The 13582-nt window shown below is 69.4% G+C and carries 12 protein-coding genes and 1 riboswitch; of the genes, 8 read left to right on the top strand and 4 right to left on the bottom strand.

The annotated features are described in order from the left end of the window. The first annotated feature begins 4 nt into the window (after window positions 1-4). The 7 genes from ACIQBL_RS04315 (at window position 5) to ACIQBL_RS04285 (ending at window position 9264) form a co-directional block, all read left to right on the top strand. Complete coding sequence (locus ACIQBL_RS04315) at window positions 5-268, top strand: DUF3311 domain-containing protein (protein ID WP_401936581.1); 264 nt, start codon at window positions 5-7, stop codon at window positions 266-268. Next, on the top strand, window positions 265-1866 hold the full coding sequence (gene mctP, locus ACIQBL_RS04310) for a monocarboxylate uptake permease MctP (RefSeq protein ID WP_401936580.1): 1602 nt from the start codon (window positions 265-267) through the stop codon (window positions 1864-1866). Before ACIQBL_RS04315 ends, mctP begins: the two co-directional genes overlap by 4 nt. A 106-nt stretch (window positions 1867-1972) precedes the next feature. Next, complete coding sequence (locus tag ACIQBL_RS04305; RefSeq protein WP_401936578.1) at window positions 1973-2479, top strand: GNAT family N-acetyltransferase; 507 nt, start codon at window positions 1973-1975, stop codon at window positions 2477-2479. A gap of 77 nt (window positions 2480-2556) precedes the next feature. Continuing rightward, window positions 2557-2634, top strand: a riboswitch (cobalamin riboswitch). Between the two features lie 271 nt (window positions 2635-2905). Then, complete coding sequence (locus ACIQBL_RS04300) at window positions 2906-5224, top strand: ribonucleoside-diphosphate reductase subunit alpha (protein WP_401937042.1); 2319 nt, start codon at window positions 2906-2908, stop codon at window positions 5222-5224. Continuing rightward, window positions 5224-6252, top strand: coding sequence for a ribonucleotide-diphosphate reductase subunit beta (locus tag ACIQBL_RS04295; RefSeq protein WP_401936575.1), 1029 nt, complete (start codon window positions 5224-5226; stop codon window positions 6250-6252). The genes ACIQBL_RS04300 and ACIQBL_RS04295 overlap by 1 nt, the downstream gene beginning before the upstream one ends. A 299-nt stretch (window positions 6253-6551) precedes the next feature. Beyond that, complete coding sequence (locus ACIQBL_RS04290; RefSeq protein ID WP_401936573.1) at window positions 6552-8636, top strand: putative Ig domain-containing protein; 2085 nt, start codon at window positions 6552-6554, stop codon at window positions 8634-8636. A gap of 166 nt (window positions 8637-8802) precedes the next feature. Beyond that, window positions 8803-9264 carry a hypothetical protein gene (locus ACIQBL_RS04285; RefSeq protein WP_401936570.1) on the top strand — a complete coding sequence of 154 codons (462 nt, stop codon included), beginning with the start codon at window positions 8803-8805 and terminating at the stop codon, window positions 9262-9264. Here the strand turns inward: ACIQBL_RS04285 and ACIQBL_RS04280 are convergent. After that, window positions 9239-9397: a hypothetical protein gene (locus ACIQBL_RS04280; protein ID WP_401936567.1), complete on the bottom strand. Its 159-nt coding sequence runs from the start codon at window positions 9395-9397 to the stop codon at window positions 9239-9241. The two genes, ACIQBL_RS04285 and ACIQBL_RS04280, sit on opposite strands and share 26 nt — an antisense overlap. 93 nt (window positions 9398-9490) lie before the next feature. Here ACIQBL_RS04280 and ACIQBL_RS04275 point away from each other — a divergent pair, with 93 nt between their 5' ends. Next, window positions 9491-10453, top strand: coding sequence for a GlxA family transcriptional regulator (locus ACIQBL_RS04275; protein ID WP_401936565.1), 963 nt, complete (start codon window positions 9491-9493; stop codon window positions 10451-10453). A gap of 15 nt (window positions 10454-10468) precedes the next feature. Here the strand turns inward: ACIQBL_RS04275 and def are convergent, their stop codons facing one another. The 3 genes from def to ACIQBL_RS04260 all read right to left on the bottom strand — a co-directional run bounded on the left by def (window position 10469) and on the right by ACIQBL_RS04260 (window position 13579). Continuing rightward, a complete protein-coding gene (gene def, locus ACIQBL_RS04270) occupies window positions 10469-11119 on the bottom strand; it encodes a peptide deformylase (protein WP_401936563.1) in 651 nt (216 codons plus the stop codon). Window positions 11120-11243: 124 nt separating this feature from the next. After that, complete coding sequence (locus tag ACIQBL_RS04265; protein WP_401936560.1) at window positions 11244-12224, bottom strand: tetratricopeptide repeat protein; 981 nt, start codon at window positions 12222-12224, stop codon at window positions 11244-11246. Window positions 12225-12328: 104 nt separating this feature from the next. Next, on the bottom strand, window positions 12329-13579 hold the full coding sequence (locus tag ACIQBL_RS04260) for an HD-GYP domain-containing protein (protein ID WP_401936558.1): 1251 nt from the start codon (window positions 13577-13579) through the stop codon (window positions 12329-12331). Between the last annotated feature and the right edge of the window lie 3 nt (window positions 13580-13582).

The raw sequence follows: 13582 nt of genomic DNA, 5'->3' as shown, positions 1-13582 counted from the left end.
CGAAATGTCAGAGGTACCCGAAGTTCCGCCCGAAGCGGCGGCGCCGGTGGTGACACCGGTCCGCGTCGTCATCGCCGTCTGCCTGCTCGCACCCTTCGTGGCGATGCTCTGGGTCGGCTCCTACGCCAAGACGGACCCGGCGTTCATCGGCATCCCGTTCTTCTACTGGTACCAGATGCTGTGGGTGCTGATCTCCACGGCACTGACGATGACCGCCTACAAGCTGTGGCAGCGCGACCAGCGGGCCCGCCACGGAGGTAACCGGTGAACGACGGCGTGAACGGCGTCGCCCTCGGCGTCTTCATCTTCTTCTTCCTGGCCGTCACGGTCCTCGGCTTCCTCGCCGCGCGCTGGCGCCGGGCCGACAACGAGCACAGCCTCGACGAATGGGGCCTGGGCGGACGGTCGTTCGGCACCTGGGTCACCTGGTTCCTGCTCGGCGGCGACCTCTACACGGCGTATACGTTCGTGGCGGTCCCGGCGGCGGTCTACGCGGCGGGCGCGGCCGGCTTCTTCGCGGTGCCGTACACGATCCTGGTCTACCCCTTGATCTTCACGTTCCTGCCCCGCCTCTGGTCGGTGTCGCACAAGCACGGATACGTGACCACGTCCGACTTCGTGCGGGGCCGCTTCGGCTCGAAGAGCCTGTCGCTGGCGGTGGCGGTCACCGGCATCCTGGCGACCATGCCTTACATCGCACTCCAACTGGTGGGCATCCAGGCCGTGTTGGACGTCATGGGCGTGGGCGGCAGCGCGAACTCCAACTGGTTCGTGAAGGACCTGCCGCTGCTGATCGCGTTCGGTGTGCTGGCCGCGTACACCTACTCGTCCGGCCTGCGCGCCCCCGCGCTGATCGCGTTCGTGAAGGACGGGCTGATCTACCTCGTCATCGCGGTGGCGATCATCTACATCCCGATCAAGCTCGGCGGCTTCGACGACATCTTCAGCGCGGCGGGCGCCAAGTTCAAGGCGGCCGGGGCAGGCGGACTCGTCCCCGCACCGGCGGGCCAATGGACGTACGCCACACTGGCGTTGGGCTCGGCACTGGCGCTCTTCATGTACCCCCACTCGATCACGGCGACGCTCTCCTCCAAAAGCCGCAACGTGATCCGCCGCAACACCACGATCCTGCCGCTGTATTCACTGATGCTGGGCCTGCTCGCGCTGCTCGGCTTCATGGCGATCGCGGCCGGAGTCAAGGTCACCAACGGGCAGTTGGCGATCCCGCAGCTGTTCGAGGACATGTTCCCGGACTGGTTCGCGGGCGTGGCCTTCGCGGCGATCGGCATCGGCGCGCTCGTCCCGGCGGCGATCATGTCCATCGCGGCGGCGAACCTCTTCACCCGCAACATCTACAAGGACTTCATCAACCCGGACGCGACCCCGGCCCAGGAGACCAAGGTCTCCAAGCTGGTCTCCCTCCTGGTGAAGGTCGGCGCCCTGGCCTTCGTCCTGACGATGGACAAGACGGTGGCGATCAACTTCCAGTTGCTCGGCGGCATCTGGATCCTCCAGACCTTCCCGTCCCTGGTAGGCGGCCTCTTCACCCGCTGGTTCCACCGCTGGGCCCTCCTCGCCGGCTGGGCGGTCGGCATGATCTACGGCACCCTGGCGGCCTACGGCGTGGCCTCCCCGACCCAGTCCCACTTCGGCGGCTCCGCGAAGGAGATCCCGGGCATCGGCGAGATCGGCTACATCGGCCTGACGGCGTTCGTGCTCAATGTCGCGGTGACGGTGGTGCTCACGTTCGCGTTGAAGGCGTTCAAGGCCCCGGAGGGCGTGGACGAGACAAGCCCCGGGGACTACACGGCGGACGCGGGCGACCCGGGAGTAAAGGAGGAGCCACCTGTGATCGCCGGTCACTGATCCCGCCTAAGGGGCGCGGGGAACTGCGCGACCAGCCACACACGACCCGCAGCGGGCCACCGAGAGCACCCCCTCGGCGGCCCGCTTTTCGTACACACTCACCTACATGAACATCCTCATCCGCCGAGCAGACCCCACCGAATACGAACCCCTGGGCGAAATCACCGCCCAGGCCTACCTCCAAGACGGCCTCCTGGACTTCGGCGAAAGCGACGAATACCTCGGCGAGTTGAGAGCCGTAGCAAAACGAGCCGCCGCAGCCGACGTCCTCGTAGCAATCGACGACGACCACCTCCTCGGCGGAGTGACCTTCGTCCCGTCCGGCGGCCCCATGGCCGACATCGCACACCCCGGCGAAGCCGAGATCCGGATGCTGGCGGTCGCCCGCGACGCCCGCGGCAAGGGCGCCGGCGAGGCCCTGGTCCGCGCCTGCGTCGACCGTGCCCGAGCCACAGAAGCCTGCACAGCCATCGTCCTGTCGACCCAGCACACCATGCACGCGGCCCACCGCATCTACGAACGCCTCGGTTTCACCCGCACCCCGGACCGCGACTGGAAACCCCTCCCGGAGCTCGACGACATCACTCTCCTCACCTATGAGTTGACGCTCTGAAACAGCCGCGACACAACATCTGGGGGTGCCACGACAGCCCGGCACAAGATGTATGCTCATGCTCGCTGTCGCCGCAGGGGAATCCGGTGCGAATCCGGAACTGTCCCGCAACGGTGTACTTGCGTGCATACGCACGCCTGGCCAGTCCGAGGACCTGCCGACGGCGCGCCCGGCCACCCGGCCAGGGCGCATGACGTCCGGGCCTCGTGGAGTGGGCCGGTGGACGCGACGCCCCGTGCTCGCGAGCTGCCGCCTGCCCTCCGCAAGGCCCCGTGCCGAGCGAGGGAGAGCCCCACCGTGACCATCGCGCCAGCAGAGCCGGCATCAGCGACCCAGGCGACCGAGGACACCGCGACCGGAACCGACGCTCTCGGAACCACCGTTCCCGGAACGGCCGTTCAGGACGCCGACGGCCCCGGTACCGCGATCCTGCGGACCCTGACCGAGCTGACCGCCGACCTCCCCGACGCCGACCCCGGCCGGGTCGCCGCCGCCACGTTGCGCGGCCGGTCCGCGCACGCGGACGTGACGGAACTGCGCGAACTGGCCACGGAGGCGGCGGCCGGCCTCATCTCCGAGGACCCCGCCTACTCCCGCCTCGCCGCCCGCCTGCTGACGATCAGCATCGCCGCCGAGGCCGCCTCCCAGGGCGTCACGACGTTCACCGAGTCCGTCGCCGTGGGCCACCGCGAGGGCCTCGTCGCCGACCGCACCGCCGAGTTCGTGACGCTGCACGCGGCCCGCCTCGACGCGCTGATCGCCGCCTCCTTCGATGAGGGTGCCGACGACCGCTTCGGCTACTTCGGCCTGCGCACCCTGCACAGCCGCTACCTCCTGCGCCACCCGATCACCCGCAAGGTGATCGAGACCCCCCAGCACTTCATGCTGCGCGTGGCGTCCGGTCTGGCGGAGGACGACAGCACCCGCGCGCTCGGCGAAGTAGCCGCGCTCTACCGCCTGATGAGCCGCCTCGACTACCTCCCCTCCTCCCCCACCCTCTTCAACTCCGGCACCCGGCACCCCCAGATGTCGTCCTGCTACCTCCTCGACTCCCCGCTGGACGAGCTGGACTCCATCTACGACCGCTACCACCAGGTCGCCCGCCTCTCGAAGCACGCCGGTGGCATCGGACTCTCGTACTCCCGCATCCGCAGCCGCGGTTCGCTGATCCGCGGCACGAACGGGCACTCCAACGGCATCGTCCCGTTCCTGAAGACGCTGGACGCCTCGGTCGCCGCGGTGAACCAGGGCGGCCGGCGCAAGGGTGCCGCCGCGGTCTACCTGGAGACCTGGCACTCCGACATCGAGGAGTTCCTGGAGCTGCGGGACAACACCGGTGAGGACGCCCGCCGTACGCACAACCTGAACCTGGCGCACTGGATCCCGGACGAGTTCATGCGCCGGGTGAACGAGGACGGCACCTGGTCGCTCTTCTCCCCCGCCGACGTGCCCGAGCTGGTCGACCTGTGGGGTACGGAGTTCGACGCGGCCTACCGCAAGGCGGAGGCGCAGGGCCTGGCCAAGAAGACCATCCCGGCCCGTGACCTCTACGGCCGCATGATGCGCACCCTCGCGCAGACCGGCAACGGCTGGATGACCTTCAAGGACGCGGCCAACCGCACCGCCAACCAGACGGCCGAGCCGGGCCACACCGTCCACTCCTCGAACCTCTGCACAGAGATCCTGGAGGTCACGAACGACGGCGAGACGGCGGTCTGCAACCTGGGTTCGGTGAACCTGGGCGCGTTCGTCAATACGGCGACCGGTGACCTCGACTGGGAGCGGCTGGACGAGACGGTCCGCACCGCCGTCACCTTCCTCGACCGTGTCGTGGACATCAACTTCTACCCGACCGAGCAGGCGGGCCGCTCCAACTCCCGCTGGCGCCCGGTGGGCCTCGGCGCGATGGGCCTCCAGGACGTCTTCTTCAAACTCCGCGTCCCCTTCGACTCCCCGCAGGCCAAGGCCCTTTCCACGCGCATCGCCGAGCGCATCATGCTCGCCGCGTACGAGGCCTCCGCCGACCTCGCCGAGCGCAACGGCCCGCTCCCCGCCTGGGAGAAGACCCGTACCACCCGGGGCGTCCTGCACCCCGACCACTACGACGTCGAACTCACCTGGCCCGAGCGCTGGACGGCCCTGCGGGAACGTATCGCCCAAGTCGGCATGCGCAACAGCCTGTTGCTGGCCATCGCCCCCACCGCCACCATCGCGTCCATCGCGGGCGTGTACGAGTGCATCGAGCCGCAGGTCTCCAACCTGTTCAAGCGTGAGACGCTCTCCGGTGAGTTCCTCCAGGTCAACTCCTACCTGGTCGACGAGTTGAAGCAGCTCGGCGTCTGGGACGCCCGTACCCGCGAGGCACTGCGCGACGCCAACGGCTCGGTGCAGGCCTTCACTTGGATCCCGGCCGACGTAAAGGCGTTGTACCGCACCGCGTGGGAGATCCCGCAGCGCGGCCTGATCGACATGGCCGCCGCCCGCACCCCGTTCCTGGACCAGTCCCAGTCCCTGAACCTGTTCCTGGAGACGCCGACGATCGGCAAGCTCTCCTCGATGTACGCGTACGCCTGGAAGCAGGGCCTGAAGACGACGTACTACCTGCGCTCGCGCCCGGCGACGAGGATCGCCCGCGCGGCCCAGGCACAGACCCAAACCCCCATCCCCGTACAGCAGTTGACGCCCGACGAAGACGCGGTCGCCTGCTCCCTGGAAAACCCCGAGTCCTGCGAGGCCTGCCAGTAATGACCACCGAAGCCAAGGCTGTGACTCCTAAGAACCTGCTCGACCCGGGTTTCGAGCTGACCCTCCGCCCCATGCGCTACCCCGACTTCTACGAGCGCTACCGGGACGCGATCAAGAACACCTGGACCGTCGAGGAGGTCGACCTCCACTCGGACGTCGCCGACCTCGCGAAGCTGACGCCGGGCGAGCAGCACATGATCGGCCGGCTGGTCGCGTTCTTCGCGACGGGCGACTCGATCGTGGCGAACAACCTCGTGCTGACGCTGTACAAGCACATCAACTCCCCCGAGGCGAGGCTCTACTTGAGCCGCCAGCTCTTCGAGGAGGCCGTGCACGTCCAGTTCTACCTGACGCTCCTGGACACCTACCTCCCCAACCCCGAGGACAGGGCGGCGGCGTTCGACGCGGTGGAGAACATCCCCTCCATCCGCGAGAAGGCCGAGTTCTGCTTCAAGTGGATCAACGAGGTCGAGAAGCTGGAGAGCCTCCAGACCCAGGCCGACCGCCGCCGCTTCCTCCTCAACCTGATCTGCTTCGCCGCGTGCATCGAGGGGCTGTTCTTCTACGGGGCGTTCGCGTACGTCTACTGGTTCCGCAGCCGGGGTCTCCTGCACGGTCTGGCGACCGGCACCAACTGGGTGTTCCGCGACGAGACCATGCACATGAGCTTCGCCTTCGAGGTGGTCGACACCGTCCGCAAGGAGGAGCCGGAACTCTTCGACGACCAACTCCAGCAGCAGGTCACGGACATGCTGAAGGAGGCAGTGGAGGCGGAGCTGCAGTTCGGGCGCGACCTGTGCGGTGAGGGTCTGCCGGGCATGAACACCGACTCGATGCGCCAGTACCTGGAGTGCGTCGCGGACCAGCGCCTCCAGCGGCTGGGCTTCGCCCCGGTCTACGGCTCCGAAAACCCCTTCTCCTTCATGGAGTTGCAGGGCGTGCAGGAGCTGACGAACTTCTTCGAGCGCCGCCCGTCGGCGTACCAGGTCGCCGTGGAGGGCACGGTCGACCTCGACGAGGACTTCTAGGCCTCCCCGGAAGACGTCCGAGCCCCCTTTATCTGCCGCTTATTTCGCGGACGGCCCATGGAGCCTCCATGGGCCGTCCATGGACCTCCTATGGAGCGGCAAAGTTCTTGAGGCGTACCTGTTCCGGTCTCGTCGGCCCCGGATAGCTTCTGGCCGTTGTGTCATGTCACGCACAACAGCGTCACGGAACGTTCAAAGTGTCATGCCCATGACGACGTTCAACGCCGCCGCTACGCGCGTCACAGGCCTGCCACCAACGCCGAGGAACCCCCCTCTCCTACGACGGAGGCAGCACCCCCATGCGTGAAACGCCAAAACGGAGTCTGCGAAGACTGCTGACAGCCGCCATCCCCGCCCTCGCCCTGAGCGTCTTCGGCCTGGTGGCCGCGTCGCCGGCCGGTGCGCAGACGGCCCCCCACGCCGCCACCCAGTCCGCCCAGGTCTCCAAGGTCACCCAGAACGCGAAGGCCCTGACCGCCCCCGCGGCCCAGGCCGTCCACTCGACCGGCAAGGCCGGGCAGAAGGTGCCGACCGAGCACCTGTGCGCGACCGCGGCTCCCGGTCACGCGTCCTGCTTCGCCCAGCGGCGCACCGACATCAAGCAGAAGCTGGCCGCCGCCGTGCACCCGGACGCCGCCGCGGCCGTCTCCGGCCTGAGCCCGGCCAACCTGCACAGCGCGTACGCGCTTCCCTCGACCGGCGGTTCCGGCCTCACGGTCGCGGTGGTCGACGCGTACAACGACCCCAACGCGGCCTCGGACCTGGCCACTTACCGCTCCAACTTCGGCCTGTCGGCCTGCACCGTGGCCAGCGGCTGCTTCAAGCAGGTCAGCCAGACCGGCTCGACCACATCCCTGCCGACGAACGACAGTGGCTGGGCGGGCGAGGAAGCGCTCGACATCGACATGGTCAGCGCGGTCTGCCCGAACTGCAACATCATCCTGGTCGAGGCCAGTTCGGCGACCGACTCGGACCTCGGCACCGCCGAGAACGAGGCCGTGGCCCTGGGCGCGAAGTTCGTCTCCAACAGCTGGGGCGGCTCCGAGTCCTCCTCGCAGACCTCCGAGGACACCTCGTACTTCAAGCACCCGGGTGTCGCGATCACCGTCTCCGCGGGTGACTCCGGCTACGGCGCCGAGTACCCGGCGACCTCGCAGTACGTGACCGCCGTCGGCGGCACCGCCCTGTCGACGTCGTCCAGCACCCGCGGCTGGACCGAGTCCGTGTGGAACACCAGCAGCACCGAGGGCACCGGCTCCGGCTGCTCCTCGTACGACTCCAAGCCCAGCTGGCAGACCGACACCGGCTGCACCAAGCGTATGGAGGCAGACGTCTCCGCCGTCGCCGACCCCGCCACCGGCGTGGCCGTCTACGACACCTACGGCGGTTCCGGCTGGGCGGTCTACGGCGGCACCAGCGCCTCGTCCCCGATCATCGCCGGCGTCTACGCCCTCGCGGGCACCCCGGGCACCAGCGACTACCCGGCGAAGTACCCCTACTCCCACACCAGCAACCTGTACGACGTCACCAGCGGCAGCAACGGCTCCTGCTCGACCTCGTACTTCTGCACCGCGGGCACCGGCTACGACGGCCCGACCGGCTGGGGCACCCCCGACGGCACGACCGCCTTCGCCTCAAGCACCAGCACCGGCAACACGGTCACCGTCACCAACCCGGGCAGCCAGTCCACCGTGACCGGCGCCACGGCCAGCCTGCAGATCTCGGCCACCGACAGCGCGAGCGCGACCCTCACCTACAGCGCGAGCGGGCTGCCGACCGGCCTGTCGATCAGCAGCTCGACCGGTCTGATCTCCGGCACCGCGTCCACCGCCGGCACCTACGCCGTCACGGTGACCGCGACCGACTCCACCGGCGCCTCCGGTTCGGCCTCCTTCACCTGGACGGTCAGCACCTCCGGCACCGGCACCTGCACCTCGTCCCAGCTCCTGGGCAACGCGGGCTTCGAGTCGGGCAACACGACCTGGACCGCGAGCAGCGGGGTCATCACCAACTCCAGCAGTGAGTCGGCGCACGCGGGCTCGTACTACGCCTGGCTCGACGGCTACGGCTCGACCCACACCGACACGCTGTCCCAGTCGGTGACGATCCCGTCCGGCTGCACGGGCACGACCTTCACCTTCTACCTGCACATCGACACGGCCGAGACCAGCACCAGCACGGCTTACGACAAGCTGACGGTCACCGCCGGATCCACCACCCTGGCCACCTACTCCAACCTCAACGCGGCGAGCGGTTACGTCGCGAAGTCCTTCAGCCTGTCGGCCTTCGCCGGCACCACCGTCACCCTGAAGTTCAGCGGAGTCGAGGACTCCTCGCTCCAGACCAGCTTCGTCGTCGACGACACCGCCGTCACGACCAGCTGACCTCCTCATGAGCTGAGCCCCGGCCGTCTCGCAGCGGCCGGGGCTCTGTCATGTCGCCCTGCCATGCCGCTCTGCCATGCCGCTCTGTCATGTCCACGAATACTTCACAGTTCACAGGGGATCCGGATGCGTCCGTGACACGTCAAAGGGGCAAAGGAGGCCCCTCATGCGTCGATCGATTCTCGGTCCGTCCCTCGCCGTCGCCACCCTGGCGCTCGCCCTCACGGGCTGCGGCGGCACGAAGTCCGACACCGGCAGCGGCAGCGTGTCGCCGTCCTCGTCCCCCACGCCGGGCAAGAGCCGGTCGGCCTGCACGGCGAAGGAGACCCTCGCCGCCACCGACACCAACGGCACGTTCTGCCTGACGACGGGCAACACCGTGCGGATCCTGCTGGACGGTACGGCCACCCGGCCCTGGACGCCGGTCAAGACCGCCGGCAGCGGCCTGGAGGCCACCAACAGCGGGATCCTGATCCGGCCCGGCGACGCGAGCAACGCGTTCAAGGCGGTATCGGCCGGGACCGTGAAGCTCACCTCGTCCCGGCCGCTGTGCGCGACCGCCCCGCACAAGATCTCCTGCAAGGGCATTCAGGAGTGGTCGGTCACCGTCGTGGTGACGACGGCATGACCCGGTGGGCGGTCCGGATCTGACGGTCGACGCGCCGCTCGTGCGCGATGCCGAGCAGCGACGGGAAGGCCACGGCCGCGAAGATGCCGAGGACGGTCAGAAGGGCGATGAGGTTGTCCATGGCTGTGTTCATAGACACCACTGTCGCGCGTTACGCTCCTTACCGTGAGTGGCAGTACTGCCGCACACCCTCGATTTCCTGCCAGTCGTGGCGCACACTGGCAGCATGCTCAGGAACGTGGCCGTAGTCCTGCTCAACGGTGTGCACCCCTTCGAACTCGGTGTGGTCTGCGAGGTGTTCGGCCTCGACCGCAGCGACGAGGGCCTGCCGGTCTACGACTTCGCGGTCGCCTCGGCGGAGGGGCCGACGCTCTCCACCCACGCGGGCTTCTCGCTGGCCGTCGAACACGGCCTGGAGCGGCTGGAGAGCGCGGACCTGATCGCCGTACCGGCCGGTGCGACCTACGCGGCCCGGGAGTACCCGGAGGAACTGCTCGACGCGCTACGGCGGGCCGTCGACCGGGGTGCCCGGGTGCTCAGCGTCTGCTCGGGCGTGTTCGTGCTGGCCGCCGCCGGGCTGCTGGACGGGCGGCGGTGCGCGGTGCACTGGCATCACGCGGAGCTGCTGGCCCGCCGGTATCCGAAGATCGTCGTAGAACCGGACGTGCTGTACGTCGACGCGGACCCGGTGATCACCTCCGCCGGTACCGCCGCCGGCATCGACGCCTGTCTGCACATCGTGCGCAAGGAGCAGGGGCCGGAGGTCGCCAACGCCATCGCCCGGCGCATGGTCGTACCGCCGCACCGCGACGGCGGCCAGGCCCAGTACATCGAGCGGCCGTTGCCGCGCTCGCAGTGCGACACGGTCGGCGAGGTGCTGGTGTGGATGGCGGAGCACCTCGACCAGGAGGTCACCGTCGAACAGCTCGCCGCCCGCGCCCTGATGTCACCGCGCACCTTCGCCCGCCGCTTCCAGCAGGAGACCGGGACCACGCCGTACCGCTGGATCCTGCGTCAACGGGTGCTGTTGGCGCAGCAGTTGCTGGAGGCGACGGACGAGACGATGGACGCGATCGCCTGGCGCACCGGCTTCGGCACCGCGCCCGCCCTGCGCCACCAGTTCGTCCGCGCCCTCGGCACCACCCCGAACGCCTACCGGCGCACGTTCAGGGGCCCGGAAGCGGCCTGAACGGCCCCGGCCGGGTCAGTCGTTGGCGACCACGGGGTAGCGCGGCTCGTTCTCCGCCATCTGCCGCAGCGCGTCCTTGCGGTCGCGCTTGGAGAGCCGGTCGATGTAGAGGTAGCCGTAGAGGTGGTCGGTCTCGTGCTGAAGACACCGTGCGAAGTAGCCGGTGCCGCGCACCTTGATCGGGTTGCCCCGCTCGTCCTGCCCGGTCACCTCGGCGTAGTCGGGCCGGGCGAGCGGCGCGTACGCGGTCGGCACGGACAGACACCCCTCGTTGCTCTCGTCCAGATGCCGCTTGTCGGCGGGCAGGTCGACCGGCTTCGGGTTGCAGACGACACCGACGTGCCGCTTGCCCTCGTCGTCCTGGCAGTCGTAGACGAAGACCTTCAGGCCGACGCCGATCTGGTTGGCGGCGAGGCCGACCCCCTCGGCGGTGCGCTGCGAGGCGAACATGTCCGCCACCAGCGTCTCCAGGTCCGCACCGAACTCGGTGACGTCCGCGCACTCCTTGTGCAGCACCGGATTCCCCACGACCGTGATCGCCCGCGAGACCCCCCGCTCCCGCCAGGCCGCCTCACGCTCCTCGGTCTCCGAGGTGTCGACGACAAAGCCCTCGTCATCCACGGGGAGCACGCCCACGTGCTGCTGATCGGTGTCCTGCTGCGCCATGACGGACGTAAGCCTTCCTAGGTAAAACGGGGGGAGATGTTGCACGTACAGGGTACGTGGATGCTTTTAGGGGCGCGGGGAACTGCGCGACCAGCCACGACGGACCCGCACCCGACCACCGGCCTCAGCAGACCTCTTCCAGATCCCGCCAGTCCCGGGAATCAGGGCTGTCGGCAACCCACCCGTCCAACAACCCCCGCACCAGCGACGCCGGCGCCGCAAGCCCACACTCCCGCTCCGGCACCCACAACATCCCGTCCGTCCGATGCCCCAAAGGCCCAGGATGCCCCGGCTCACTGTGATCGTGCGGATCAAGATGCTCCCCGTCCCCCTCATCGGAAGGCATCCGGGACTCAGAACACATCCGGCACAGCAACCGTACCGAGGAAGACCAGTCCTCCGCCGCGAACCCCGCATCCGCCGCCAACTGCTCCAGCGCATCCCGGTCGGCCTCGGCGGCAGCCTCCAGCAGCACCACCCACGTCGGCACAGGGGACGGCGCCCACAACTCGATCTCGTCGAAGACGGGGTACGAATGCCCGGCCGCCGTGGTCCGCTCCCCGTGCGGCACCCCGTCGTGCAGCACGACCTCGCCCCAGCGTCGCCCGGACGAGGGAAGCGGAATCGACAGCACCTCGATCCGCGCCGGATCCAGCCGCCGCCCCCACACCACCTCGGCCTCGCCCTCCGGCGACAGCCGCACGGCCGCGCTGCCGAGGTCCATGCCGGCCGGCTCACCCGCCGCGGTGACCCCGCCGGGCACCCGCAGCCCGTACGCCTGCCAGGCCCGCCGGGCCAGCGGCCAGTCCTGGAGGGCGGTGGCCGCGATGCCCACGTTCCACCAGTCAGGTGCGCCGGCCTCCCGGTCGAGCAGCGCCACGGCACGGAGCCCGGCCGCACGGGCCTGCTCCCAGTCGTGCCGGAACTTGTGGAGGAGGGCGAGATTGAACCAGGACTCGGACAGCCAGGGCTCCAGATCGGCGGCCCGTGTCAGCAGCGCGCCCGCGTCCTCGTACCGACCGTCGCCGATCAGCGTGAACGCGCGGTCTGTGGCCTGCCGCCAGGAGGCGGAGGGCCGGTGCCGTCCCTTGCCGAAGATCCTCACGATTCCCGCCTGCCAGTTCCGTTCAGTGGGCTGGCTCTGCCCCCGGACACCCTCTTCTTCGCATCCAACCACGTGCGGCTGGGAGGGCGCTCATTACCCATGGGTTACCCAGCCGAAGGCAAGGTCAGACAGTCCCGGGACAGTACCCGGGCCAGCGCTTCCACGACCTCGGGAGCGTAGTCCCCGGCGGTCCCGAGGCGCAGCTCCTCCAGCGCCCGCAGCGGCCCGCCGGGGCCGCCTGCCCGGGTTTTCTCCTCGTACGCGTTCACGGCCCGGACGATCCGCGCGGAAACCGGCTGTTCCCGGCACGGGTCGGCCTGCCGCTCCACGACGGCCGCCACCTGAGGACTCACCCCGGTCTGCCGTACGACGGCCCCGCCGAGCAGCGCTATCCGCCGCTGCTCCTCCGCCGGGAGTACGGAGGTGGCCCCGGCCGGTACCGGGTCGACGAGGCTGAGCTGGCCGATGTCGTGCATCAGGGCCGCGTACTCCAGGACGGTCAGGTCGGGCTCGGACAGCCCCAGGTCCCGCCCGACCGCCTGACAGAGCGCGGCGACCCGGCGGGCGTGCCCGACCGGGGTGTAACCGGCTATCTCGGTGGAGCGGGCGAGGGAGGCGATGGTCTGCCGGTAGGTGGTCCGTACGGCCGCGTACCGCCGGAACGACAGCTGGGTCAGCAGCAGTGGCACGGAGAACACGGGCAGCGCCCACAGCCCCACGACGGCCACCGCTAGCGCCATCACCGCGCCCGTCGCGCACACCGCGGACCCGATACCGGGCATGCCCCGCAGCTCGTCCCGCAGCAGCGGCCCGAACGGCCAGCCCGTACGGGAGTGCGCGAGCGCGGCGGCGAGCACGGCGTCGCAGAGCGCGGTGAGGGAGAGCAGCGCGAGCAGGAGCAGAGCGTAGGCGGGCCCGCCCCAGTGCCGGAACACCCCCTGGTTGTACAGGGGTTGGAAGCAGACGGCCGCGAAGCCGACGGTCAGGACGCGGCGCGCCATGTGGTCCGGCGTACCGCTCTGGCCGCGCGCGATGTGCGGCACACAGCCGACGAGGGAGGCGGCGAGGACGACGGCGACGACCTGGAAGGCGCCGTGGTGGGTGGGCTGCCCGGCGTCGGCGCCGAGCAGGGCGTAGGAGAGGGCTGCGGCGGCGCCGAGCGGCGCGGTCTCCCGGAGACCGGTCGTCCCGTTCCATCGGCTCAACTCCCCTACGGCGACGAGGACTCCGAAGGCGAGGGCGACTCCGCGTTCTTCGAGGCCGGTCCAGAGGGTGAGGGTGAGGGAGGTGGTGGCGAGGAGGGCGGCGGAGGTGTGGATGAGGGTGAGGATGAAGGGGGTTTGGGGGGAAGGCATTTC

The organism is Streptomyces sp. NPDC088350 (assembly GCF_044753545.1).
Lineage (GTDB): Bacteria > Actinomycetota > Actinomycetes > Streptomycetales > Streptomycetaceae > Streptomyces.
The sequence above is the reverse complement of the archived record's forward strand: the minus strand, read 5'-3'. Positions and strand labels throughout refer to the sequence as shown.

What these genes read in the sequence shown, in the direction of transcription:
- ACIQBL_RS04275 (WP_401936565.1), top strand. Translation starts at nt 9,491, where the DNA reads ATGCTCAGGAACGTGGCCGTAGTCCTGCTCAACGGTGTGCACCCCTTC.
- ACIQBL_RS04285 (WP_401936570.1), top strand. Translation starts at nt 8,803, where the DNA reads ATGCGTCGATCGATTCTCGGTCCGTCCCTCGCCGTCGCCACCCTGGCG.
- ACIQBL_RS04305 (WP_401936578.1), top strand. Translation starts at nt 1,973, where the DNA reads ATGAACATCCTCATCCGCCGAGCAGACCCCACCGAATACGAACCCCTG.
- ACIQBL_RS04315 (WP_401936581.1), top strand. Translation starts at nt 5, where the DNA reads ATGTCAGAGGTACCCGAAGTTCCGCCCGAAGCGGCGGCGCCGGTGGTG.
- def (WP_401936563.1), bottom strand. Translation starts at nt 11,119, where the DNA reads ATGGCGCAGCAGGACACCGATCAGCAGCACGTGGGCGTGCTCCCCGTG.
- ACIQBL_RS04280 (WP_401936567.1), bottom strand. Translation starts at nt 9,397, where the DNA reads ATGAACACAGCCATGGACAACCTCATCGCCCTTCTGACCGTCCTCGGC.
- ACIQBL_RS04260 (WP_401936558.1), bottom strand. Translation starts at nt 13,579, where the DNA reads ATGCCTTCCCCCCAAACCCCCTTCATCCTCACCCTCATCCACACCTCC.
- ACIQBL_RS04295 (WP_401936575.1), top strand. Translation starts at nt 5,224, where the DNA reads ATGACCACCGAAGCCAAGGCTGTGACTCCTAAGAACCTGCTCGACCCG.
- ACIQBL_RS04290 (WP_401936573.1), top strand. Translation starts at nt 6,552, where the DNA reads ATGCGTGAAACGCCAAAACGGAGTCTGCGAAGACTGCTGACAGCCGCC.